We start from the raw sequence: 21,702 nt of genomic DNA on the forward strand, positions 1-21,702 counted from the left end.
AAAGACCGATCCATGCTGCTGCCCTTCGACGAGGCGGGCCACGGGCGCGCCGTCGTCCTGCTCCACGCCCGGCCCACGGATCGCACCATGTGGCGGGCGCACCTTCCGCTGCTCGCCGAGGCAGGCGTCCGGGCGATCGCCCTGGACCTGCCCGGCCACGGTGCGGCGCTCGTGCCCGACGAGCGCGTGGTGGCACCCTGGGCGGACGTCCTCGCCACGCTCGACCACCTCGGGGTCGACCGCTTCGTGCTGGCCGGGAACTCGCTCGGCGCGCTGGTGGCGCTCCAGGTGGCCGTCACGGCACCCGGCCGGGTGGCGGGCCTGGTCCTGGTGGGCTACCGCCCCCATGACCAACCACCCTCCCCTCGCCTGCGGCGGCCTGGGACAGCGAGAGAACGGCACTGGACGCCGGCGACATCGACGCCGCCGTACGGGCAGGCGTCGACGCCTGGACGGCGGCGGACGCACCCCGCGAAGCGCGGGCGCACGCGGCCCGCATGCTGCGCGACCAGTTGCGGTCCCAACTCACCCATGGCGAACGGGCCCGGGCGGCGGACCCGCTGGACGAGGACCCGACCGCGCTGCGCACACTCGGCGTCCCGGCCGTGGTGGGCGTCGGCGAGCGCGACATGCCCGACTTCTTCCACGGGGGCGAGAGTCTGGCGCGTGAGCTGGGCGCGGGTGGAGTGGTGGTCATCCCGGGCGCGGGACATCTCGCACCGCTGGAACAACCCGCGGCGTTCTGCGCATTGCTGGTGCATGTCATGAAGGGTGAGCAGCCGCGATGAAGGGGTGAGCGGCCGCGATGAAGGGGTGAGCGGCCGCGATGAAGGGGTGAGCGGCCGCGAAGCTCACCGCGGCGTGGTGCGGAGCACCCCGGAAACCTCGGCCGTGAACGCTTCCAGCACGCTCTCCAGGAGCTCCGGGAAACGCCGCATGGCGTCCTTCCGCAGCGACACGAAGCAGCGTGTGCCCTCCAGGCGGTGCTGGGTCAGCCCTGCCTCGCGGAGCGTCTTCATGTGGTGGCTCAGGGTGGACGGCCCCACGCCGATGTCGAAGTCGCCACGCGGATGCTCCTCGCCGTCGCCCAGCACCGTCATGATCCGCAGCCTGGCCGGATCTCCCAGGGCCGACAGAACCTGGGCGATCGAGACGTTCCGCAGGTCGGGGTGAACGAGTTGACGGGCCATGCGGCCAGGGTAGCCTGTCTATCGATATTCGACGAACATCGATATATGCCCGCTGAACCCATGGTCCTCAGGAGGAAGAGATGGACTTTCTCGTCCGCATCGACACGTCAGACGCCTATGAGCTGCCCCTTGACGAGCGCAATGACCTCATCGAGCGGGAGCGCGTCCGGGGGCGCGAGCTGATGGCAGAGGGGGTTCTGCGGCATTTCTGGCGCCTGCCCGGACGGCGCGCCAACATCGGCATCTGGACGGCCCCGGACGCGGACGCCCTGGAGGAAGCGCTCACGAGCCTGCCGATCTGGCCCTACGCGGACATCGAGGTCACCGCGCTCGCCACCCACCCCATGACGCGGCAGATGGCGGCCGTACGGCCCTGATCGGGACCGCGCTCGGTGTCCCGGCGGCTCACGCTCGGTGTCCCGGCGGCTCACACCTGGGTTTCGGAGGTCGGCGCGAGCTGGTGGCGGCCGGTCAGCCAGTCCCGGCGCAGGAGCAGCAGGGTGCTCTCCATGTCCCGGACGTCGGTGGCCGGCAGCCGCACCTCGAAGCGTGTGCCGGGCCGCCCGTCGGGCCGGTCCAGCACAGCGATCCGGCCCCGGTGCAGGTCGATCTGCTGGGCGACCAGAGTCAGACCGAGGCCCGAGCCGGGGCTGTCCGGGCCCCGCCGGAACCGCCGGAAGACCTCCTCGCGGCGTTCGGGAGGGATGCCGGGGCCGTGGTCGTCCACGGTGAGCACGGCGGCCGGCTCACGCGGGTCGCGGGACGCGCGCAGCGTGACCTCGATGCGGGCGGTACCGTCGGCGGCGCGGCCATGGGTCCAGGCGTTGGTCAGCAGGTTGTCCACCGCCGAGCGCAGCCCCTCCTCCCAGCCGTGCACCAGCAGTCCGGTGGTGGTGCGCACGGACACCTCGGCGCCCGCGTGGGTGCGCCGCAGGTCGGAGACCGACGCGTCCACCAGCTCCGCCAGGTCCAGCGCGGCGAACGCGTCCGCCTCGACCAGGTCGCCCTGCGCGAGCGCCCTGAACATCACCAGCAACCCGAGCAGCCGGGCGTGTTCGCGCCCCAGGTCCTCGATCACCTCCGCCCGGTCGCCGGGATCCAGGCCGGGGTGGTCGGTGAGGATGTCGATGTTGGTGCGCATGCTCATCAGCGGGGTGCGCAGCTCGTGGGACGCGGTCGCGGCGAACGCGCGGGCGGTGGCCAGCGCCTCCCGGGTGCGTTCGACCTGCTCGTCGTAGCGGGCGAGCACCGTCTGCACCGTGTACGCCAGGTCGTCGACCTCGGCGATACGGGTCGGGGTGTGCTCCAGGCGCGCGCCGCTGGTCCTGGGGTCCAGGCCGCTGGTACGCCGCTGCAACCGCCGCAGCGGCAGGACCGCCCGGGTGGCGATGGCCCAGGTGGTGGCCCCGGCCAGGGGCGCGGCCAGCAGCGCCCCGAGCACGACCCGCCGGCGCACCAGCGCCAGCTCCTCCTCGGCGGTGTCCGGCGAGAACAGCCACAGATTCGGCGGCGTGTTGCCCTTCTTCGCGGCACCGACCCGCAGCGACAGGGCCAGCCAGTCCGTGTCACCGGAGGTCACGGTGACCGGCTTCGGCGCGCTGCGGGGCAGCGAGGGGAACGGATCGGGCTGCGGGCCGGCCGTGATCGTGCCCCCGGGGGCACCGGGCGCGGTCAGCCGCACGCCCACGTCCCGCGCGGAGTTGACCAGCCGCCGCTGCCGGGCCTGCTCCATGACCGGGCGGTCGGCCCCGGCCACCTCCAGGAACGCCTTGGCGTTCTTGGCGAGGACTGTCGCGCGGGCGCGCAACTCGGAGTTTTGGCGCGCACGCAGGTCATCGGTGACCAGATGCAGCAGCAGCCAGCCGGAGGCCAGCACCAGCAGGGGCACGCTCAGGCCGACCGCGAGGGCGATGCGGGTGGACAGCTTCACGGCGCCTCCCCGGCAGGCAGGCGCTCGCCGTCCGTGCGCCGCGACCACCGCCGTATGGCCGCGTCGTCGTCGACCCTGGGCACTCGCCCGTCCCTGCCGGCCATGCTCACCCCTGTCTCGCGGCGTCCGAACGAGTCCGTCCGAGGAGACCGATCAAATCATCGTCATGACGCGTGTCTCCACACCGAGCGGACCGCCCGGAGCGGCGCAAGCGGAGCACCCGCCCGCGCGACCACCACGCCGCGCCCTCAGGACGCCACGCCCTCACCGGGGCGCGGCCATCCCCGTTCGATCGACGGAGTAACGGGGCAGCACCGGCGACCGCTGCTGGAGCAGGGCGACGGCGCCGAGGGCGGTGGCGGCGTGGCCGAGCCCGGCCGGACGCACCCTCAACGGCGGCCACGAGCGGCCAGTGCGGCCATCAGCTCCGGCACCTGCGTTGCCGCACCTCCCGCGATCCGGTAGGCATCCAGTACGGCCCCGACGATCCGTGCGCCGCGTCCATCGCGGCCACCCGCACCGCCCGCCGCGCGAATTCGATGCCGAGCACCTGACCGGCCTCGGGATTCAGGGTCAGTACCTCCGCCGGCCGGCCTCGTTTGCGGCGGGTGGCGGCCGGTACCGAGGCGACGACGGTGCCGGAGACCATGAGCGCCCCGACGACGTCGTACACGGTGGTGCGGGCCAGGCCGCACAGCGTCCCCAACTGACCGCGGGTCAACGGCCCGTGCTCGCGCAACAGGCGCAGCACCTCCCTCTGAGTAGGCTGACGTGTCAGACACGCGAGACGAGGTCAGTGAACGAGGCGGAGGAGAACACGGGCATGGCGAAAGCACGTACGCCGGAGGCTGTCCGTCCCGCGACGTCCTCGACCGCATCGGCGACAAGTGGACCGTGCTCGTCCTCGGCGAACTGGCGAATTCCGGCGCCAAGCGGTACGCGGCGCTGCGCGGAAGGCTGGACGGGGTGAGCGAGAAGATGCTCACGCAGACGCTGCGGGCCCTGGAGCGGGACGGTCTGGTCCGCCGGACCATCCATCCGGAGATCCCGCCCCGGGTCGAGTACGAGCTCACCGAATTGGGCGTGACCCTGCGCGGGCCGCTGCTGGCGCTGACGGACTGGTCGATGCGTCATATGGACGAGGTTCTGGAGGCGCGGGCCGCCTACGACCAGGGCAAGGAAGCCTCGCACGAGTCGGCGGGCCGAGCCGGGGGCTGAACCGGGGGCGGGGGGCGGCGGTCGGCCCGCTCGTTCCCGGCTCAGATGTGCGGGAACGGTTCGGTCAGCGAGGTGAGCACGTGGTCGGCCTCGGCGGCCCGCAGCTCCTCGGCGGTGTAGTGGCCGCTGGCGACCCCGACCGCGGTCGCGTTCGCCGCGCGCGCGGCCTCGATGTCGCGAGGGGTGTCCCCGACCACGTAGACGTCGGAGCGGGCCAGATCGTGTCCATGCAGCCGGGCGGCCTTGGCCATCGCCAGGCGGGTGATCTCCGCCCGGTCCGGGGAGTCCGAGCCATAGGCGCCGAAGACGAAATAGCGGCCGAGCCGGCCCGGTTCCATCTTGATCCTGGCCGCACCCTCCATCGCGCCGGAGATCAGCCCGAGGATGATCCCCGCGTCCGTGATCCGCCGCAGGGTGTCCTCGACACCGTCCAGGACGCGATACCCCTCCGACGCCCGGATGTCCTCCGACAGATGCCACAGATACGCGGCGTAGAGGCGGGCCATCTCATCGTGACTGGGTTCGCGGCCGAGCACGGCCCGGAAGGTCTTCCGGCCGACCTGCGGATCGGTCTCCCCGGCCGAGGTGTGGTCCCCGATGTCGGCGGCCACACCGTGCAACCGGTCGAATGCCCAGGCCCAACTCCGTTTTCCCGAGCCTCCGGTGTGCACCAGCGTTTCGTCGATGTCGAAGAGCGCTGCTATCGGTCCGGCCATGGCATTCTCCTCCGGCTCCGCCTGCTTCCAGGGTGCGCGATGGCACCGGGGGCGGCCAGTTGCGTCCCCGCGGTGTTGGTGGTGCGGTTGACACGACGGAAGGAGCGCCCCCGAACCGATTCCACCTCCATGGCGAGAAGGGGAGCGAACATGGGCACCACGAACCAAACCCTGCAAGCCGACGTGCTCGTGCTCGGTTTTGCAAGGGCGGCAAGACGGTGGCCGCGACGCTGGGCAAGCTCGGCTGGCGCGTGGTGATGCAGGTGGCGTGCTGGTGGACTGGTACGAGCGGACGGCGCGAGCGCTCGCGGGGGAGGGCCCGGTCCCTGCCCCGGTCGACACCTGGCTCGCGGCCGGTCGCCTCATCGAGGCCGTGAGCCGCGACCTCCGCGCGGCGGACGCAGGTGACACCGCGGCGGACGTGGCCGGAGCCGCGGCAAAGGCAGGCGGAGCCGTGGCGGCGATCGGAATGTTCTGGACCGGGGAGCACCTCGACGCCGTCCAACGCCTCCAAGCCGGGCTCCTGGGGCCCGCACAAGCGGCATCGGAGCAGCGCCGGCCCCGGTCGTGGCTCACCAAACACGACTCCGGACACGACTCCGGACACGACTCCGGACACACCGGAGCCCCCGCGGCCGAAGTTGAGGGCGGATACGGGCGAGCCTAGGCTGGTGGCAGTGGGCAAACGAGATGGCCCACACTCGGCCGAACGCCCCACCATCGTGTCCGGCACGGCGGTCCGGTCCCAACCGGGACCGGCCCATCGCACGGCCGCCGCTCAGCTCCGGCCCCTATGGCCGGGCCCGTGGACGCAGTGCACCAGCGCAGACATCCATCGAGCGCACGGAGGGCGGCGTAGCCATGACCGACCTGGACACGCTGTCGGTGAACACGATCCGCGGACTGTGCATGGACGCGGTGCAAAAGGCGAATTCGGGGCACCCCGGAACGCCGATGGGGATGGCGCCCGTCGCGTACACACTGTGGCAGCGGTTTCTGCGCTTCGACCCCGCCGATCCGATCTGGCCGAACCGCGACCGTTTCGTGCTCTCCGAGGGACACGCCTCCGCCCTGCTCTGGTCGCTCCTCCACCTGACCGGCGTCCGCACGGTCGACCATGCCGTGCTGGGAGCTGTTCGACCGTCAGCCGCGGGAGTACCGCGACCAGGTGCTGCCACCCGCGGTGACCCGAAGGGTCGCGGTGGAAGAGGGCTCCACCTTCGGCTGGGACCGGTATGTCGGCCACGGCGGGGCCATCGTCGGAATGCACACCTTCGGCGCCTCCGCACCCCTCAAACAACTGCTCACGAAGTTCGGATTCACCCCCGAGCGCGTCACGCGGGTGGCGCGCGAGCTGGTGGCTTCGGGCTGAGCGGGCAATGACGTGACAGGAGAGCACATGGCTACCGACGCCCCCCTGCAGCTCGGCATGATCGGCCTCGGCCGGATGGGCGCGAACCTCGTACGCCGGCTGACGCGCGACGGCCACCACTGTGTGGTCTATGACGTCAACGAGAGCGCGGTGAGGGAGCTGGAAGGCGAGGGCGCCGTCGCCGCCCGCTCACTCGGCGACCTGGTGGCGAAGCTGGAGCGGCCACGGGCCGTCTGGCTGATGCTGCCCGCCGCCGTCGTACAGTCCACCCTCGATCAGCTCACCGACCTCCTCGACCCGGACGACGCGGTCATCGACGGTGGCAACTCCTACTACCGCGACGACATCACCCGCGCGGCGCAGCTCGCTCCACACCGGCTGCACTATCTGGACTGCGGAACATCGGGCGGGGTGTGGGGAGTTGAACGCGGATACTGCCTCATGATCGGCGGCGAGCAGGAGCCCGTCACCCGGCTCGACCCCATCTTCCGCACCATCGCGCCCGGCAGGGGCTCTGCCGAGCCGACACCGAGCAGGCGTACCGACGGCACGGCGCCGGAAGGCTATCTGCACTGCGGTCCGAGCGGGGCCGGCCACTTCGTGAAGATGGTCCACAACGGGGTCGAGTACGGAATGATGGCCGCGATCGCCGAGGGGCTCAGCATCATCGAGCACGCGGACGCCGGGCTGCGCAAGCGCTCCGCGGACGCGGAGACCACCCCGCTGCGCGAGCCGGAGGCGTACCAGTACGAGATCGACGTCGGCGAGGTCGCCGAAGTGTGGCGCCGCGGCTCGGTCGTGAGCTCCTGGCTCGTCGACCTCACCGCGGACGCACTGGCCCGGTCACCGAAGCTGGACGAGTTCACCGGGCGCGTCTCGGACTCCGGTGAAGGGCGATGGACGGTCCGGGCCGCGGTCGACGAGGGCGTACCCGCCGCGGTGATCACCACGGCGCTCATCGACCGGTTCGCGTCCCGGGGTCTCGGCGAGTTCGCCGACCGGGTGCTGTCCGCCATGCGCAGCGAGTTCGGCGGACACGCCGAGAAGCGGAGTGGGCGATGAGCGGGCCGGACGACCATGTGATCGTGCTCTTCGGCGCCACGGGGGACCTCGCCAAGCGCAAACTGCTGCCCGGGTTGTTCCACCTCGCCACGGCGGGCCTCCTCCCCGACGGCTACCGCATCGTGGGCTCGACGCCGGCTCGCTCCGCGCTGAGCGACGACGCGTTCCGCACCCACGCGCACGACGCGGTCGCCACCTTCGGACGGTCCAAGCCGACCGGGCCGGTGTGGAAGACCTTCGAGGAGTCGCTGTCCTTCGGCGCGGCCGACCCCCAGGACCCGGGCCCGCTGCTCGCCGCCGTACGAGCCGCCGAGGACTCCCTCGGCGGGCCGTCACGCAGACTGTTCCACCTGGCCATTCCGCCCTCGGCGTTCGAGTCCGTCATCGGCATGCTCGGCGACACGGACCTGGCAGAAAACGCGAAGGTGATCGTGGAGAAGCCCTTCGGCACCGATCTCGCGTCGGCACAAGCGCTCAACGAGACGATTCACACCGTGTTCGACGAGTCCCGGGTCTTCCGCATCGATCACTTCCTCGGCAAGGAGTCGGTGGAGAACATCCTCGCCCTCCGGTTCGCCAACGGGATGTTCGAACCCATCTGGAACCGGGACCACATCAGCTATGTGCAGGTCGACGTGCCCGAGACGCTCGGCCTCGAAGGCCGTGCCCACTTCTACGAAGGCACCGGAGCCTTCCGGGACATGATCGTCACGCATCTGATCCAGGTGCTCGGCATCGTGGCGATGGACCCACCCGTCTCGCTCGCCGCCCAGCCGTTGCGCGACGAGAAGGACAAGGTCTTCGAGGCGTTGCGCCCCATCGAACCCGCGCATGTCGTGCGCGGCCAGTACGAGGGCTACCGCGACGAACCGGGGGTCGCCCCCGATTCGTCGACCGAGACCTTTACCGCGCTGCGGATGGCGGTGGACAACTGGCGGTGGGCCGGAGTCCCGTTCCACCTGCGCTCCGGCAAGAGCCTCGCACAGCGCCGCCAGGTGATCACCCTCGGACTGCGCGAGCCGCCCCTGCGGATGTTCGCCACCGACCTCGCCGATCAGCGGCAGGACCGCGGCAACAAGATCGTGATCGACTTCGGGGACCCGGGGTGGATCGCCGCCGCCTTCCTCGCCAAGGAGCCCGGCCCCGCCATGCGGCTCGAACCGGCGACGATGACCTTCGGCTACGCCGGCTCCTTCTGCGAGGAGAACGGACTCGAGGGCTACGAACGCCTGATTCTGGACGCCATGCTGGGCGACCAGGCGCTGTTCACCCGGTCCGACGGCATCGAACACATCTGGAGGGCGTCCACGCCCCTGCTGGAGAACCCACCGCCGGTCCAGCCGTACGCCCCCGGCTCATGGGGCCCCGAACCGGCCATCACCGACCTGATCGCACCACACTCATGGCATCTGCCGGAAGCCGCCCAGATGTTCCCCGGAACCGGCACATGACCGACCGCCGCTGCGCGTGGGCGCTGGGCTCTGACGCGATGGCGGCCTACCACGACACGGAGTGGGGCCGTCCCGCGCACGACGATCGGCACTTGTTCGACATGCTGCTCCTGGAAGGGGCCCAGGCGGGGCTGTCCTGGTCGACCGTGCTGAACCCCGGTTCGTCAACGGCGTCCAGATCCCGGTCGACGGCGGACTGCGCGCCTCCTCGGGCCAGCCCCGCATGTTCTGAGCAGCGGTCCTCTTCCGAGTAGCGGTTCTCGGCGGCAGGAGGACCGGCACCCACCTCGCCGAGACGAACTCAGGTGGCGAGAATCGGGAGCTGTTTGGCATTCTCGCCGCTGTTTGACTCGACGGCGCATTCGTAGGCTCTCGGCATCAACCGCTGACGAGAAAGTTCCTCACATGACCGACGAGAACAAGAGCACAAAGAAATTCGCCCGGCGTACGGTGCTGCAACACGGCGCCGGTATCGCCGCGGTGGGAGCGATATCCGCGCTCACCGCCGCGGCATCCGCCGGGCCTGCCGCCGCACGCACCACGGGGGCGAAGCCGACAGCGGGCACCCTGCCCTCGACCGTGGCCGGAGTCCGCGTCCCCGACAGCGGACTGGCCCGGGAAGCCGTGACCTACGCACAAGGCGTGTGCTCCGAGACAATCTTCAATCATTCCCTGCGGACGTATCTCTTCGCCTCTCTGATATTCGACCGACGCGGCGTCACCTACGACCGGGAACTCGTATTCGTCGCCGCGGTTTTGCATGACCTCGGACTGATCGAGGCGTTCCAGACTTCGACCGAGCGCTTCGAGGTCGACGGCGCCGACGCCGCACGGAAGTTCCTGACGGAACGCCATATGCCGGCCGACCGGGCGGAACTGGTCTGGGACGCGATCGCCCTGCACACCAACGTCGGCATCGCGACGCGGAAGCGGCCGGAGATCGCCATGATCTCCGTCGGCTCCGGTATGGATTTCGCCGGAAACGACCTGAAGCAGATCCCGTCCGACGCTCTTCAGGACGTGCTCACCACCTTCCCCAGGAAGGGCTTCAAGAAGGACGCGGTCGACAAGATGATCTCGCTGTGCCGCACCAAGCCCATGGCGGAGCTCATGCACCCCTTCGCCGAGGTCGGCCGCCGTCATATCCCCGGCTTCTCGGTGCCCACCGTGGAGGATATGGTGCTCGCCGCGCCCTTCACGGAGTGATGGAGCCGTCCCGGTACGGCGCCAGGAAGGCGGTCAGCGCGGCCGGCATCGCCTCCGGGACCCTCCTCGGCGGGGTAGTGGCCACAGCCGGGCAGGACCTGACTCTCCACATCGTCCGCGGCGAGCCGCATCGTGTTGCCGACCGCTTCGCCCAGGTTCTCCGCGCCCGCGAGGGTCAGGACGGGGAGGGTCAGCCGCCGGGGCCTGCGCTGCTGGTTCTGCGCGATGGTCGTATCCAGCGCACGGTAGAACGCGAAGCTGGAGCGCAGGCCCTCCGGGTCGGCCGCGAGGGTGCCGGTGTCGTACCCGTCCAGGGGTTTGCCGGACAGCCCGACACCGCGCGGATCGGGCGCGACGACGTGGCCCGGACAACGAGCGAGGGCGCCGCGCGAGGTCAGCGCGGCGCCCCGTGAGCCTGGGCCCACCCGTCGGATCAGGGCCGGGCACCAGGCGTACGCGTACGCCGTGCCACGACCGCTCGGCTGCTACGCCGCGATGACGGCCGCCGTGGTGCGACCGCCGTCGACGTCCAGCACGATGCCATGGACGAACGCGGACTCGTCACCGGCGAGGTAGACCGCGGCGTGCGCGATGGCCTCAGGGCTTCCGACGCCCCCGGCCGGGGTGCCGTTCATCATGACGTCGCCCGGGTGCACCTCGCCGGGTACGGGGGTGTGGACCACTCCGGGAGAGATCGCGTTCACCCGCACGCCGCGCGGGCCGAACTCGGCGGCCCAGGCGCGCGTCAGGGTCTCCATCGCGCCCTTGGAAGAGCTGTAGAGCGCGCCGACGGGGATGCCCAGCCGTGCGACCCAGGACCCCAGGTTGATGATCGCCCCGCCACCGGCCTCGGCCATGGCCGGAGCGACCGCGGCGGTCAGGAGGAACGGCGCCTTCACATTCACCGAGTAGACCCGGTCGAAGGTCTGCTCATCGGTGTCCGCGGTGCTGTCACCCGGGTAGACACCGGCGTTGTTGACCAGGATGTCGATGCCCCCGCCCAGAGCGGACGTCGCCGCCTCGGCCAGGGCGCGGGACGCCGCGGCGCTCCCGTCCAGATCCGCCTGTACGAAGTCGGCCCGGCCGCCCCGCGCACGGATCGCGCCGACGACCTCGGCGCCCCGCCCGGCGCTGCGCCCGGACACGATCACGTGCGCGCCCTCGGCGGCGAACATCTCCGCGATCGCCCGTCCGATGTTGCTGGTCGCACCGGTTACCAGAGCCCTCTTGTCCTGCAGCCGTCCACTCATCACGCGCTCCTGCCACGCTCGTTATCCGCCATCGATGTCCCGCGGGACGCGACCTCGATCTCGGTCACGTCGGGTGCGCGGGCACCGCCCGGATCCGCCCGGGGGCCATGCCACTGTGCGAAGAAAAAAATGGACTTGCAAGTCCATTCGCCGCCGCCGCGCCGGGGGAGGCTGCCCGTCGCGACCAGGGCGGACCGCCCGTCGCAGCCGGGCCGGCCTGCCCGTCCGCCGCCACCCCGATCAGACCGCGGCGCGCCGCAAATCCCCGATGCCCTGATCGAGCGCGGCCCGCAGATGCTCGGCTCGGCCCGTCGACTGGAGAATCGCCACGCCGCCCTGAATGCCCGCCAGCAGGGCGGCCGCGCGGCGCTCGACGTCCAGATCGGCGGGCAGGTGTCCGGCCGTCTGCAGGGCCCGGATACCGGTGGCCAGGCTCCCCTGCCACTGGCGCATCAGCGCCACCACCACGTCCCGGGCGCCCGGGGTGGAGCGGCCCAGATGGAGGACCAGCGAGCCCAGCGGACACTCCTCACCCTGCTCCTCGTAGCGCTCGACCACCACATCGCGCCACCGCTGCCACGCCTCCCAGGAGTCCAGGCACCCGAGGTACGGTTGCTGGTCCTCCAGGACCTGGTCGGCCTCGTGGTGTGCGACGGCCAGCAGCAACTCGTCCTTCCCGGTGGGGAAATAGTGGAACAACTGGCTCTTGCTGGTGTGCGTGCGCGCCATGACGTCATCGAGGGTGGCGATCGACACGTCCTTCTCGCGCAGCACCGCGGCCGCGCCCTCGATGATCCGGTTGCGGGTGGCCTTCCCCTTTGCCGTCAGCTCCTTGCGCATGACATCCCCTCTCGACTGGACTGGCTGGTCCAGTCTACTGAGTGAGGTTCCTGGTCGGCGCTACGGCGAACCCTCGGCAGCCGCTTGGGCGCCGGGGGAGGGCCACAGCGCCCGGGCGGCGCCGGGCAGGCCGTCGACCGCGTCGGCGCCGAGAGTGGCGAGTTGCAGGATGTAGCCGGGCACCGTGGCGGTGATCAGTTGGGCGAATGAGTCCGCCGCCACGTCCGGCGGCAGTTGGCCGACGTCCTGATGCTCCCGTACGAGGCCGGCGAGGTCGGTCGTCGCCTTGGTGAGCGCGGTCGTGAGCCGCTCGGCGAGCCTCGGGTTGCGCAGGGATTCGGACCAGGTCAGCAGTGCGATGGCGGCGAAGCCGTTCTCCGCGTGCTTGGCCCTGATGACCTCGAAGAGATCGGCCACCGCCTCGCCGAGCCCGACGGGCGGCTTGCGCTCGGCCTGTCGGCGGGCCTCGCGGACCACCTCGGCCAGGTTCTCCTCGGCGATCGCGACGATCATGTCCTGCTTGCTGGAGAAATACCGGTAGACCGACCCCGAGGACATCCCCGCCTCGGCGAGCAGATCCTGCATCGACGTCTCGTGGAAGCCGTCCCGGACAAAGCAACGCCTGGCCGCCGCCAGGATCTCCGTTCTGCGGGCGTCGAGGTACTCCTGGCTCACCTTCGGCATGGCGCCCAGGCTACATCAAAATCGATCGATCGTTCTTCTTGACAGTGCCGCCTCGGGCACGGCAAGGTCGAAGAAATAAGAGAATGGTCATTCGTTTTTATTACGCCTCGTGGCCTGACGCCGCCGATGGACTCGTCGCCTGGCCACCGATGGATGAGGAGAACGCTTGTGGCGATAGCTGGTGAAGTGGCGCCCCGGGTTGCGCACGACGTCGCTCGCGCGCTGAGGGACAACGGCGTCGACCGGGTCTTCCTGATCACCGGTGGTGATCTGTGGCTCTGGCGCGCCCTGCGCGATCACGGCATCGAGATGTGTCTCGCCCGCAGCGAGGCCGCCTCCGTGGTGATGGCCGACGCCTACGCCCGCGTCACCGGCAGGCCCGCCGTCGTCTACGGGCAGTGGGGGCCGGGAGCGGCGAACGTCGCCGCCGCGCTCGCGGACGCCCGGTGGGCCCACAGCCCGCTCGTGGCGCTCACCAGCACCGTCTCGACGCAGGTCGAGTACAAATTCGAGTATCAGGAACTCGACCAGCCGCCCCTGTTCCAGTCGGTGACGAAATGGCAGGCGCGCGTCACCCGTGCGGATCGCGCCGGGGAGCTGACCGCTCAGGCGGTACGGATCGCGGGCGCGGGAGCCCCGGGCCCGGTGCACCTCGACATCCCGTGCGACCTCCTCGCCGCGGAAGCCGCACCGTCGCAGGCCGACGCCGACTACGTTCCGGCCTCCAGCCCGACGCCGCCGGCTCCGTCGCCCGGCGCCGTGGCCGACATCGCCGACCGGCTGGCCCGGAGCCTGCGACCGGTGCTCCTGGCCGGTAACGGGGTCCTGATCGCCGATGCCGCCGCGGACCTCACCCGGCTGGCGGAAACCGCGGGTGTTCCGGTCCTGACCACCATGGGCGGGAAGGGGGCGATCGCCGAGAACCATCCGCTGTCGGTCGGCGTGGCGGGACGCTACTCGAGCAAGGTGGCGAACGAGATCGCGCGCGAGGCCGACTTCGTCCTGGCGATCGGCACCGATCTCGGCGGCCTCGCGACCGACACCTACACCTTGCCTTCGGCGGACGCGGAGGCGGTCCATGTCGATGTGACGGCCGAGCACATCGGCCGGACACGCACGGTCGATGTGGGCGTGGTGGCCGACGCCGGTGAGTTGTGCCGCGCCCTCGCCGCGGCACTGCCCCCGGAGTCCGGCAACCGCGCTCACCACACCTGGCGCGCCTCGGTGCGGAGCAGGTGCGCGGCCTGGCAGGAGGCGTTCCGGGCCGTCGCGCACCGCCCTGCCGCCGGGCACGTACGGCCCGAGGCCGTCGTGGCGATCCTGCGCGAGCTGGCGGATGACCGCGATCTGCTCGTCGCGGACACGGGCTTCATGGGGGCCTGGGGAGGCGCGCTGTTTCCCGTCCATGCGCCCGGGCGGACGTTCCTGCGCGCCGCCGGCACGCTCGGCTGGGCGTTTCCGGCGGTCCTCGGGGCACAACTCGCCGCGGGGGCGGGCCAGCGCGCGTTCGCCCTCGTGGGCGACGGTGGCTTCGGCTACAACGTCGGAGACCTGGAGACCGCGATGCGGCTGGACATTCCAGCGGTGACCATCGTCCTGAACAACGCGAGCCTCGCCTACGAACACGTCGGGTTCAAGCACGGCCTCGGCGGCGACGCCGTGGAAGAGGTCTGCGACTTCATCGATGTCGACCACGCCAAGGTCGCGGCCGCGTACGGGATGTTCGCGGCTCGCGCCGACTCGGCGGACGGCTTCCGCGAGGCCCTGGAGAAGGCGATCGCCAGTGACCGCCCGGCGTTGATCGACGTTGTCGTCAGCAAGGAACGGATCGCTCCAGTCACCTCATTCGACACCCGGCTGCACCGGGACGTCTGACCGCCTGGCGGGCGGTGCGCAGGCCCGGCCCAAGAGCTCCGTACGGAGGAGAGAGCCCCATGTTCGAGGATCCCGAGGACTTCGGGACGTTCGGCCGCTATGTGGAGACGCCGGTCGACGACATGCCACCGGAAATGCGCAGCGCGTACGAGTACACGCGGCGACTGCGCGGCCTGGTGCCCGGCCCGCACAAGATCTGGCTGGCCAACCCCAAGCTGCTGACGGCGATCGTTCCGACCGGTGCGTACTTCCAGACGGACTCGTCGCTGTCCAAGGCCGAGATAGAGATCGTCACCAACGTCGTCACCGGCCACCGGCTCTCGGCCTACGCCGGCTACGAGCACGAGAAGATCGGCGTGGCGCTGGGCGGTCTCGACCCGCGGCAGGTGGAGGCCCTCATCGCGGGCCTTCCCACCTCCTTCGACGAGCCACGACAGCAGCTCGTGTACGAACTCGCGTCATCCCTGGTGGGGCCGCGCGTCATTCCGGTCGGGCTGTACCGCCGGGCCAAGGAGGCGATCGGCGACGAGGGCATCGTCGACGTCGCCGTGCTGATGGGCTGGTTCACCGGTGTGGCGCTGACCCTCGCCGCCTTCGACGTGCCGTCGAACGCGGTCGGCCTTGACCAGTGATCCGGAGGAAGGGACGACCATGGAATCCGCAACCTTGCACACCGTCGCCGAGTTTCCCGCGCACTCCTTCCTGGAGAACCTCGCGGTGCGCGGCGACAACTCGATCCTCGTGACATCGCTCAACCACCGGCAACTGTGGCTGATCCCGGCTTCCGGCGCCCCGGCCGAGCCGATCCTCCTCCACACGTACGACCACCTCGTCTCGGCGGTCGTGGAGACCGAGCCGGATGTGTTCCACGTGGCCCTCAGCGACGGCTACACCACACATGAGTCCCATCTGAGCCGGGTCGATCTCCGCGGCTGGACACCCGGCACCGCCCCGGGGATCAAGACGGTGCTCACCTTCGACTCCCGGGTGCGGGCCCTGAACGGGGGCTGCCTGATCGCCCCGGGCGTCCTGCTGCTGGCCGACTGCTTCGGCGGCTTCGTCTGGCGCGTCGATCTGTCCGCCACCGGTGGCCCGGCGACCGCCGACGTCTGGCTCGCGCACCCGAGCATGGAGCACGACCCGCTCACCACCGTGAAGCCGCCTCTCCAGCCGGGCATCAACGGCGTGCGCTACGCGGAGCGGACCCACTACCTCTATTACACCTCCACGGCACAGCAGTTGTTCATGCGCGTGCCGGTCGACCCCGCCACCCACGACCCGGCCGGTGCACCGGAGCACATCGGCGGTGGCACGATGGCCGACGACTTCTGCATCGACGAGGACGCCGGCCTCGCCTACGTCACCACGCACCGCCAGAACACTCTCGACCGCGTCCTGTTGGACGGGCCGCCGGACCAGCCCCGGGACATCGTCCTCGGCGACCCCCTGGACCTGCGGCTGCTGGGGCCGTCGAGCATCGCCTGGGGCCGTGGCCCCGACGAGCACGGACGCGTCGCCTACCTCATCACCGACGGTGGGACCACCGCACTGCCGCCGGACGGCCGGGCGCGCAGCGCCAAGGTCCTGCGCATGGAACTCACGCGGTAGGCCGCCGAATCCGGCCCGCTCCCCGGCCATCTGCACCAGATGCCCCAGGGCCGCCTCGCCCGAGTACGACTGCCAGTTGGTGTTGGTGACGAACGACGCCGCCGTGTTGAAGGACTGGGCGGGAGGCATCGGCCTGGTCTTCGTCAGCCATGACCTGGCCGTCGTACGGCACATCACGGACGACATGCTGGTGGTGCGGCGCGGCCGCGCGGTCGAGACGGGTCCGACGGCCCGGGTGCTGGACACCCCGGCGGATCCGTACACCCGGCTCCTGCTGTCGTCGGTGCCGCACGACGGCTGGGATCCGGCGGAGACGGTACGGCTGCGGGCGGAGCTCGCCGAGCTGTGACCGCGACCGCCGATGGTGAGACATCGGCTCACTCTGGCCCTCGACGGCTCAATGTGAGGAGCTGAGCCTGTCTCACCTGCGAATACGTAGCCCGCCGAATTTCCATACGTCGGAGGTATTCCCAGGTGCCCATGTGCCCTGCACCATTCCGGTAGTTCACCACCGGATATGGGAGGCACATACGTGACCGCGCCAACAGGGAACGGGATCTCTCGCAGAGGTGTGATCGGCACAGCCGCCGCGGTCGGCGCCGGAGGCCGGCTGGCCGGATCGGGCACCGCCTGGGCCGCTCCGCAGGTGTCCGGCGGAGCGGCGGCCCTGCCCGAACGCATGGCCAGGGCCGCCGCCCCGCGGTGGCGGCGGATGCCCGGCGACTGGCAGGACGGCCCGTTCCTGGCCAACGGCCTGCTCGGCGCGGTGGTGTACAAGGGTGAGACGTCCAACTCCGTGAAGGTCATGCTCAGCCACACCAAGGTGCAGGACCAGCGCCCCCAGTGGCGCGCCCCGTACGGCTTCTCCCGCCTGCCCATCGGCCACTTCGACCTCACCCTCGCCGGAGAGGTGACCGGTGTCGACTGGACGCTCGACATCTGGGACGCCGAGCTGCGCGGCACCATCACCACCACCCGGGGCAGCGTCCGCTTCACGATGCTGGTGCACAACGCCCGTAGCGCGCTGCTGATCTCCACCCGGCCGAGCGCCGGTGAGGAGGCCGCGGCCTGGTCGTTCACCTGGATGCCCGCGGCCTCACCCCGGACCAAGGACAAGCCCGCGGACTACACGGGCAACCCCGACCCCCGCACCGGCTCCGCGGGCGACACCCACTATGTGGAGCAGCCGCTGATCGCGGGCGGCGGCTGGACCACCGCCTGGCGGGAACGGCGGGTGGGCACCGGCAGGCTGCTGGCCGCCCATATCGTCTACCGCCACCCCGAGGACCTGTCGCACACCACCGAACTGGCCGTCGCCGAGGTGGCCCGGACCCTGGCCACCGACCCCGACGACCTGGTGCGCGCACACCGCGCCTGGTGGCACCGCTTCTACCAGCACAGCCTGGTCTCCGTACCCGACAAGCGGCTGCAGAGCTTCTACTGGATCCAGCTCTACAAGGTCGCCTGCGCCACCCGCGCCGACGGGCCCTCGATGTCCGAATGGGGGCCGTGGTACCCGGAGACCGGCGGCAGTTGGACCGCGGTCTGGTGGAACCTCAACGTCCAGATCGCCACCTGGCTGGTCCAGGGCTCCAACCACCTCGAACTCGACTCCGTCACCTCCACCTTCAAGGAGTTCGAGAAGAATCTGCCGCTGTCCGTCCCGCCGGAGTACCGGGACGGCGACACCTATGCGCTGGCCCACCCCTCCGACTGGCTGCTGCGCCCCGGCGACAAGACCGTCGGCATCCCCGGCACCGCCACCAAGACCGACAACAACGGCAATCTCATCTGGGCCATGCACAACATCTGGCTCAGCTACCGCCACACCATGGACATCCGCATCGTGCGCGACGTCCTCTACCCGATCCTCGCCAAGGCGGTGAACTTCTACGACCACTTCCTCTACGAGGGCGGCGACGGCAAGCTGCATCTGCCGCTGACCCGCTCACCGGAGTGGGCGGACGCCGAGGACTGCACCTACGACCTCTCCCTGCTCCGCTGGGGCTGCGCCACCCTCCTGGACTGCCTGCGCATCCTCCGCACCGACCACCCCCGCGCCCGGCGCTGGCGCGAGATCCTCGACCGCCTCGTGGCCTACCCCCGCGATGCCACCGGCATCATGATCGGCGCCGAGAAGCCGCTCACCGAGTCCCACCGCCACTTCTCCCATATGCTCTGGCTCTACCCGCTGCACGAGCTGGACTGGGACCGTCCGGCCGACCGGGACATCATGCGGACCACCTTCGACCACTGGGTCAAGGACCGCAGCCTGTGGGCCGGTTACAGCTACGCCGTCGCCTCCTCCATGGCCTCGCGCATGGAACGGCCCGAGGAGGCCCTGGACTTCCTCACCTTCCTCACGGACGGCAACCTGATCAAGAACGCCTGGATCACCCCGAACACCATGTACGTCGAGGGCGGCAACCTCGCCACCGAAAGCCCCCTGACGGCGGCCCAGTCGATCCTGGAGATGGCCGTCCAGAGCCACAACGGCGTCCTGCGGGTCTTCCCCTCCGTCTCCCGCCGCTGGCCCGACCTCTCGGTCCAGTCCCTGCGCACCCAGGGCGCCTTCCTCGTGGACGCCGACCGCTCGGCCGGGCGCACCCGCTGGATACGCGTCCACAGCGAGGCCGGTGCCCCGCTCGTCCTGCACCACGGCATCCCCGGCCCGATCGACGTCCACGACCACCGCGGCCGCCCCCTCCGCTACCGCCGCACCGGCCCCGGCCGCATCGAGATCCCCCTCGCCCGCGACGCGACGGCCCTCATCACCCCCCGGGGCCACCGCCCGGACCCGGCCCCGCGCGACGTCCCGGCCGTCGGCGACGCCAAGCCGTGGGGGCTGCCGGACTGAACCGCGGCCGCCCGGACAAGCGGCCGCCCGAACAAGGCGATGGGCGCACCCCTGCCGAAGAGCAGGGGTGTGCCATGCGCTCATCGATTGCGATTTTCGCAAGACCTGGTTAGCCTGTCCTCATGAACGAGACGGTGACCGACCGTGTGCGCAAGGTCATGAGCGCGGCCTCCCTCCAGCAGGCCGCGTTCGCGGAGCGCGTCGGGCTCACCCCCGACAAGCTGTCCAAGTCACTGAGCGGCAGGCGCCGTTTCACCTCGCTCGACCTGGCCCGCATCGCGGAGCTGGGTCAGACCACGGTGGACTGGCTGCTCACCGGTCGCGAGCCGCAGCGTCCTGCCTTCGCGGCACGCGCCAGTAGCCCCTTCTCCGACTCCGACCCCGACTCCGGTCTCGCCCTGAAGGAGCTCGTCCACCGGTTCACCACCGCGTACGACGTGCTCGACCTGATGGGCCGGTCCCGCTCGCTGCCTGCCCTGCCCCGTCCCAAGGCGGACCTGGAGGGGTATGTCGACCAGGGGGAAGCGCTGGCCCTGGATGCCTTGACGGCGCTTTCCGCTCGCGGAGTGACATCAGTGGCCGCATGCGAGACCTCCGATCTCGCCCATGCCCTCGAAGAGCACTTCGGGATCGACGTGGCACAGACGGATCTCCCACGGGGCCTCGACGGGGCGGCCTGGCAGACGGATCACTTCCGGCTGGTGCTGCTGGCACGCACCGGGGTGTGGACCCGGCAGCGCTTCACCCTGGCCCATGAACTCGGCCACATCCTGGCCCGGGACGCACAGGAGATGCGCACCGAGACCCACCTGGCTCCCGGCAGGCAGAAGGACCATACGGAGGTCCGTGCCAATGTCTTCGCGGCGAACTTCCTGATGCCGCGGGCAGAGATCCATGCCGAAGTGGGCACCGGGCCGGCCGGCTCCGGGGTGTCCGATGATGCCTTCCGGGCTCTGGTCGTCCGATTCAAGGTCTCTCCGAGCGCGCTCGCCGCCCGCCTGTACCAGCTCGGCCTGGTCCCTGCCCACGACAGGAGCCGGCTGCGCGGTGTGACCACCGAGGTCTGTCATCTGTTGGCCCAGCGCGCCGATCTCCACGAGAACCGCGTCGCCGCGGCCCGGGCCAGACGCCTCCCGCTGGCCCCCGCCCGTGGTCTCTACGAGGGCTATCTGGCGGGTGACACCACGTTGCGCCCGCTCGCGGCCTACTTCGGCATGGACCCGAACGCCTTGCACGACGCCCTGGACCCCGAGCAGCCCGCGGCCACCGCTCCCGCCGCGGACGCGGAGAAGGGCGACCTGATCTTCCAGCCATGACGGCCACGAACCGCACCTGGTGGTTCCCCGACAACACGGTCCTGTGCAACTTCGCGGCCGTCGACCGGCTGAGCCTCCTGGAAAAGGTCCTCGACAGCCGGGGCCGCTGGACCCAGGCCGTCGCCTACGAGGCCACCCGCTCGGCGCGCCATCTGCCCCGGCTCCGCACGGTCGCCGCCGGCGGCTGGCTCGGCAAGCCGATCGAGATCGACGACCCGCGTGAGACCGAACTCGTCGACCGCTTACGGCGGTTGGTCTTCGCCGGTGACCCGGCGCGCCCTCTCCAGCACCTCGGCGAGGCCGAGACTCTGACGCTGATCCAGAACCGGCCGGAATTCGCCGGCTCGGTCTGGATCACCGACGACGGGGAGGCCGGCCGCTTCGCCCGACGCAAGGGGATCACGGTTCTGGACACCGTGGACATCGTCCGGGTGGCCGTGGCCGAGGAACTGGCCGTGGCGCACGAAGGGCACCGCCTTTTACAGGCCATGACGGAGCAGGGCCGCCATCTGCGGGGCATCCCCCCGCGGCCGGAGGACCTACGGCGCTGACCGGCGGCTGGTCCAGGACCACGGCCCGGCGGGGCGGCGGTCCCTCCCGGCCCTGGGCCGGCCGCGGTCGCCGGGTCTGGGAGAGCCCGGCGACCACGGTCAGCCGGGGCGGCGGTCCAGCTCCGCCCAGACTGTCTTGCCCACCGGATGGTGCGACTCGGTGCCCCAGCGGTCGGCGAGCGCGTCCACCAGCAGCAGGCCGCGCCCGGTTTCACGGTCCGGGGGAGGGGCCGGCTGGAGGGTGGGCTGCCGCTCGCCCCGTGTGTCGGTGACCTCGATGCGGAGGGTTTCCGTGGCGTCGTCGAGGGCGAGGCCGAGCCGGAAATCGCGGCCCGGTACGCGCCCGTGCAGCGCCGCGTTGGCGCTCAGTTCGGCGATGATCGCCACGGCGCGATCGGCGACGGCGGGTGACACGGGCCAGGCACGGAGCTGTTCCACGGCGAGCAGCCGGGCCAGCCGGGCCCCGCGCCGCGTGGAGGACAGGCGTTGGGTAAAGGTCCGGTTCGTGGCGGGGAGTTGGGGCGTGCTTGCGTTCATGGGGCCACGGTGGCGGGTGTCCGGTGGCTTGCGCGAGTG

Annotated in this window: 24 protein-coding genes and 3 pseudogenes; 17 read left to right on the forward strand and 10 right to left on the reverse strand. The window is 70.9% G+C overall.

Going from position 1 to position 21,702, the window contains the following annotated elements; genetic code table 11:
• Positions 1-87 precede the first annotated feature (87 nt).
• Complete coding sequence (locus STRVI_RS55930; RefSeq protein WP_353477071.1) at positions 88-768, forward strand: alpha/beta fold hydrolase; 681 nt, start codon at positions 88-90, stop codon at positions 766-768.
• An 83-nt stretch (positions 769-851) separates the two neighbouring features.
• Here STRVI_RS55930 and STRVI_RS12325 read toward each other — a convergent pair whose 3' ends face one another.
• Positions 852-1,190: an ArsR/SmtB family transcription factor gene (locus STRVI_RS12325; RefSeq protein ID WP_014055974.1), complete on the reverse strand. Its 339-nt coding sequence runs from the start codon at positions 1,188-1,190 to the stop codon at positions 852-854.
• An 80-nt stretch (positions 1,191-1,270) separates the two neighbouring features.
• Between STRVI_RS12325 and STRVI_RS12330 the strand changes: the two genes are divergently transcribed.
• Complete coding sequence (locus STRVI_RS12330) at positions 1,271-1,567, forward strand: muconolactone Delta-isomerase family protein (protein ID WP_014055975.1); 297 nt, start codon at positions 1,271-1,273, stop codon at positions 1,565-1,567.
• Between the two features lie 50 nt (positions 1,568-1,617).
• On the opposite strand, the gene STRVI_RS12335 is transcribed toward STRVI_RS12330, so the two are convergent.
• Together STRVI_RS12335 and STRVI_RS12340 are read right to left on the reverse strand one after the other, a co-directional pair.
• Positions 1,618-3,120: a sensor histidine kinase gene (locus tag STRVI_RS12335; RefSeq protein ID WP_014055976.1), complete on the reverse strand. Its 1,503-nt coding sequence runs from the start codon at positions 3,118-3,120 to the stop codon at positions 1,618-1,620.
• Positions 3,121-3,541: 421 nt separating this feature from the next.
• Positions 3,542-3,871: a hypothetical protein gene (locus STRVI_RS12340; protein WP_050993655.1), complete on the reverse strand. Its 330-nt coding sequence runs from the start codon at positions 3,869-3,871 to the stop codon at positions 3,542-3,544.
• 20 nt (positions 3,872-3,891) lie between these two features.
• On the opposite strand from STRVI_RS12340, the gene STRVI_RS12345 reads away from it, so the two are divergent.
• Positions 3,892-4,338: a winged helix-turn-helix transcriptional regulator gene (locus tag STRVI_RS12345; protein WP_014055977.1), complete on the forward strand. Its 447-nt coding sequence runs from the start codon at positions 3,892-3,894 to the stop codon at positions 4,336-4,338.
• Positions 4,339-4,379: 41 nt separating this feature from the next.
• Here STRVI_RS12345 and STRVI_RS12350 read toward each other — a convergent pair whose 3' ends face one another.
• Positions 4,380-5,054 carry an HAD family hydrolase gene (locus tag STRVI_RS12350; protein WP_014055978.1) on the reverse strand — a complete coding sequence of 225 codons (675 nt, stop codon included), beginning with the start codon at positions 5,052-5,054 and terminating at the stop codon, positions 4,380-4,382.
• 274 nt (positions 5,055-5,328) lie between these two features.
• Between STRVI_RS12350 and STRVI_RS12355 the strand changes: the two genes are divergently transcribed.
• From STRVI_RS12355 to STRVI_RS12380, 7 genes and pseudogenes are all read left to right on the forward strand, one after another.
• Positions 5,329-5,721 (forward strand): hypothetical protein, encoded by a 393-nt coding sequence (locus STRVI_RS12355; protein ID WP_014055979.1) that lies wholly within the window; start codon positions 5,329-5,331, stop codon positions 5,719-5,721.
• A 242-nt stretch (positions 5,722-5,963) separates the two neighbouring features.
• Positions 5,964-6,104, forward strand: a pseudogene (locus STRVI_RS56370) (hypothetical protein); the annotation flags it as partial.
• 67 nt (positions 6,105-6,171) lie between these two features.
• Positions 6,172-6,426, forward strand: a complete 255-nt coding sequence (locus STRVI_RS54200; protein WP_043235817.1) for a transketolase-like TK C-terminal-containing protein — start codon at positions 6,172-6,174, stop codon at positions 6,424-6,426.
• 27 nt (positions 6,427-6,453) lie between these two features.
• A complete protein-coding gene (gene gnd / locus STRVI_RS12365) occupies positions 6,454-7,488 on the forward strand; it encodes a phosphogluconate dehydrogenase (NAD(+)-dependent, decarboxylating) (protein ID WP_014055980.1) in 1,035 nt (344 codons plus the stop codon).
• Entirely contained in the window at positions 7,485-8,939 is a 1,455-nt protein-coding gene (gene zwf / locus STRVI_RS12370; RefSeq protein ID WP_014055981.1) for a glucose-6-phosphate dehydrogenase, read from the forward strand. The genes gnd and zwf overlap by 4 nt, the downstream gene beginning before the upstream one ends.
• A gap of 38 nt (positions 8,940-8,977) precedes the next feature.
• Positions 8,978-9,193: a DNA-3-methyladenine glycosylase I gene (locus tag STRVI_RS53450; RefSeq protein WP_251982887.1), complete on the forward strand. Its 216-nt coding sequence runs from the start codon at positions 8,978-8,980 to the stop codon at positions 9,191-9,193.
• A gap of 151 nt (positions 9,194-9,344) precedes the next feature.
• Positions 9,345-10,145 carry an HD domain-containing protein gene (locus STRVI_RS12380; protein WP_014055983.1) on the forward strand — a complete coding sequence of 267 codons (801 nt, stop codon included), beginning with the start codon at positions 9,345-9,347 and terminating at the stop codon, positions 10,143-10,145.
• Here the strand turns inward: STRVI_RS12380 and STRVI_RS54205 are convergent.
• The 4 genes from STRVI_RS54205 to STRVI_RS12400 all read right to left on the reverse strand — a co-directional run bounded on the left by STRVI_RS54205 (position 10,079) and on the right by STRVI_RS12400 (position 12,919).
• The gene (locus STRVI_RS54205) at positions 10,079-10,570 is read right to left on the reverse strand and encodes an alpha/beta fold hydrolase (RefSeq protein WP_251982607.1); all 492 of its coding nucleotides are present in this window, start codon (positions 10,568-10,570) and stop codon (positions 10,079-10,081) included. The two genes, STRVI_RS12380 and STRVI_RS54205, sit on opposite strands and share 67 nt — an antisense overlap.
• A 60-nt stretch (positions 10,571-10,630) precedes the next feature.
• Positions 10,631-11,395, reverse strand: coding sequence for an SDR family NAD(P)-dependent oxidoreductase (locus tag STRVI_RS12390; protein WP_014055984.1), 765 nt, complete (start codon positions 11,393-11,395; stop codon positions 10,631-10,633).
• A gap of 240 nt (positions 11,396-11,635) precedes the next feature.
• Positions 11,636-12,235 carry a TetR/AcrR family transcriptional regulator gene (locus STRVI_RS12395; protein WP_014055985.1) on the reverse strand — a complete coding sequence of 200 codons (600 nt, stop codon included), beginning with the start codon at positions 12,233-12,235 and terminating at the stop codon, positions 11,636-11,638.
• Positions 12,236-12,295: 60 nt separating this feature from the next.
• Positions 12,296-12,919 carry a TetR/AcrR family transcriptional regulator gene (locus STRVI_RS12400; protein ID WP_014055986.1) on the reverse strand — a complete coding sequence of 208 codons (624 nt, stop codon included), beginning with the start codon at positions 12,917-12,919 and terminating at the stop codon, positions 12,296-12,298.
• Between the two features lie 168 nt (positions 12,920-13,087).
• Between STRVI_RS12400 and STRVI_RS12405 the strand changes: the two genes are divergently transcribed.
• The 3 genes from STRVI_RS12405 to STRVI_RS12415 are packed head-to-tail and all read left to right on the forward strand — an operon-like array spanning position 13,088 to position 16,402.
• Positions 13,088-14,794 (forward strand): thiamine pyrophosphate-binding protein, encoded by a 1,707-nt coding sequence (locus tag STRVI_RS12405; RefSeq protein WP_014055987.1) that lies wholly within the window; start codon positions 13,088-13,090, stop codon positions 14,792-14,794.
• Positions 14,795-14,853: 59 nt separating this feature from the next.
• Positions 14,854-15,426 (forward strand): carboxymuconolactone decarboxylase family protein, encoded by a 573-nt coding sequence (locus STRVI_RS12410; protein WP_014055988.1) that lies wholly within the window; start codon positions 14,854-14,856, stop codon positions 15,424-15,426.
• Positions 15,427-15,445: 19 nt separating this feature from the next.
• Positions 15,446-16,402 carry a hypothetical protein gene (locus STRVI_RS12415; RefSeq protein WP_014055989.1) on the forward strand — a complete coding sequence of 319 codons (957 nt, stop codon included), beginning with the start codon at positions 15,446-15,448 and terminating at the stop codon, positions 16,400-16,402.
• A gap of 21 nt (positions 16,403-16,423) precedes the next feature.
• On the opposite strand, the pseudogene STRVI_RS51695 reads toward STRVI_RS12415, so the two are convergent.
• A pseudogene (locus STRVI_RS51695) lies at positions 16,424-16,525 on the reverse strand (potassium-transporting ATPase subunit KdpA); the annotation flags it as partial.
• Position 16,526: 1 nt separating this feature from the next.
• Between STRVI_RS51695 and STRVI_RS12420 the strand changes: the two are divergent.
• From STRVI_RS12420 to STRVI_RS12435, 4 genes and pseudogenes are all read left to right on the forward strand, one after another.
• A pseudogene (locus STRVI_RS12420) lies at positions 16,527-16,751 on the forward strand (ABC transporter ATP-binding protein); the annotation flags it as partial.
• 222 nt (positions 16,752-16,973) lie between these two features.
• Entirely contained in the window at positions 16,974-19,259 is a 2,286-nt protein-coding gene (locus tag STRVI_RS12425; RefSeq protein WP_251982608.1) for a glycosyl hydrolase family 95 catalytic domain-containing protein, read from the forward strand.
• Positions 19,260-19,381: 122 nt separating this feature from the next.
• Positions 19,382-20,575 carry a helix-turn-helix domain-containing protein gene (locus STRVI_RS12430; RefSeq protein WP_014055992.1) on the forward strand — a complete coding sequence of 398 codons (1,194 nt, stop codon included), beginning with the start codon at positions 19,382-19,384 and terminating at the stop codon, positions 20,573-20,575.
• Positions 20,572-21,126 (forward strand): hypothetical protein, encoded by a 555-nt coding sequence (locus STRVI_RS12435; protein WP_014055993.1) that lies wholly within the window; start codon positions 20,572-20,574, stop codon positions 21,124-21,126. Before STRVI_RS12430 ends, STRVI_RS12435 begins: the two co-directional genes overlap by 4 nt.
• Positions 21,127-21,225: 99 nt before the next feature.
• On the opposite strand, the gene STRVI_RS12440 is transcribed toward STRVI_RS12435, so the two are convergent.
• Positions 21,226-21,663: an ATP-binding protein gene (locus STRVI_RS12440; RefSeq protein WP_014055994.1), complete on the reverse strand. Its 438-nt coding sequence runs from the start codon at positions 21,661-21,663 to the stop codon at positions 21,226-21,228.
• Between the last annotated feature and the right edge of the window lie 39 nt (positions 21,664-21,702).

Source organism: Streptomyces violaceusniger Tu 4113, assembly GCF_000147815.2.
GTDB classification, from domain to species: Bacteria; Actinomycetota; Actinomycetes; order Streptomycetales; family Streptomycetaceae; genus Streptomyces; species Streptomyces violaceusniger_A.